At 64.1% G+C, this 1,408-nt stretch carries 1 protein-coding gene; it reads right to left on the reverse strand.

Translation table 11 applies throughout. The features are described 5' to 3' along the window. Positions 1-300: 300 nt before the first annotated feature. Complete coding sequence (locus tag Q8K49_RS04370; RefSeq protein ID WP_305304355.1) at positions 301-729, reverse strand: hypothetical protein; 429 nt, start codon at positions 727-729, stop codon at positions 301-303. Positions 730-1,408: the final 679 nt, after the last annotated feature.

Raw genomic sequence — 1,408 nt, forward strand, 5'->3', positions numbered from 1 at the left:
ACCGGAGGCCCTCGCAGCAGTGAATGCAGGCGAGGTACGAGCCTGCGTTCACTGCGAGAAGGCCGCAGGTGTCTCGACGGACGCGACCCGCGGCCGGCGAGCCAGCGCACATGCCCGTGTTGGCTGGTCGGGTTGGGATCGTGTCTCGAATTCTTTCCGGAAATGCGAGTACTTCTCGAGCGTCTCCCGCAGCTGGCTCCACGATCGTGACGACGTCGATTGCGTGCGCGAGGCTTGCGAATCGGCAGTCGGCAGAATCAGGGATCCCATGGATTGGAGGCGGGTTACCCGCCTCCCCGCTCATCGCGAGCTTGGTCTCGCGAGCGGATCTCTGCCGGGAATATCCAAGTAGGCGTCGGCCGGCTGGAGTGTCAGACGGACGACCTCAACGTGCGCGATCAGCTGCTCCCGCAAGTCGCTGCTGATCGTTTCGAGGAAGGCAGCGGTAGTCGGCTCGACGCGCTCCATCGAACTCAGCGTCTCTCGCACCATCAACCGCACGTCGAAGCCGGCTGCGTCCATGTCGAGCACATGCAGGCACTCGGCAACATCCGCGTCGAGTTCGATCAGCTTGCGGAGCTCACCCGGAACCCGCTGCCCAACACCAAGTTCGTCCAGGGCGCGGAACAGCGCGCGCATGGCCAACCGAGCGGCTTCCAGCCGCGGGCGAAAGTCGGCGTCCACGAGGTCCTCCACGCGCTTGCCGCGGCGTGGCTTCAGCTTTTTCATTGGTCGTTCCTCGCCGACATGATCTCCGAATCCGGACGCGAGGTCTACGTTCAGGAACCCGCTGGAGGACGCGAGAGCGGGAGCGCGGCCATCAAGCAGCCGCGCTTGGCGACGTGGCTGTCGCACCGTGGCGCAATGGTGGGCGGGCGAGCCGTGCGCGTCGGCGATTGCACGACGATGCCCAACAAGGACATCGCGGCGTCTTCGCATGACGATGGCCATGCCAAAACAGTTGCTTTCACTCGATAACGATCTTCTCTCCTCATCTCTCCACCAGCCAACAGGCCTCTGGGCGAAGCGGTGTCGCACAGTGCGGGACCGACGTCCCGAAAACCCGCATTGGGATGCGACGCTCGATGTGCAACTGCAGCAACGGTCTGCGGGCGAGATTCGCAGGCGGCCGGCCACGGACGCGAAATAGTCCTGTGTGTCACATATGATTTCGCTCCACCAAGCAATGGAGTTTCGATCCACGTCATTGGAGCGCGTCCGGATGCGGCCGCTCGGGTCGCGACGAGGTCCCGCAGTCCGCACTGGGCGACGTCCGTGTCGCACAGTACGGAAACGGCGGGCGGCGGAACCGGCACATCGGCGATGCCGCGGAGATGCCCGACAGAGACGCCGCCCCGCTTTCGCAGGACGATGATCATGCGATCTCTGTGAGTCCACTTCGATAATG

Origin of the sequence: Brevundimonas sp. (assembly GCF_030682035.1) — a bacterium.
Lineage (GTDB): Bacteria > Pseudomonadota > Alphaproteobacteria > Caulobacterales > Caulobacteraceae > Brevundimonas.

Excerpts from the sequence above, each read along its gene's own strand:
- Q8K49_RS04370 (WP_305304355.1), bottom strand. The coding sequence starts at position 729 with ATGAAAAAGCTGAAGCCACGCCGCGGCAAGCGCGTGGAGGACCTCGTG.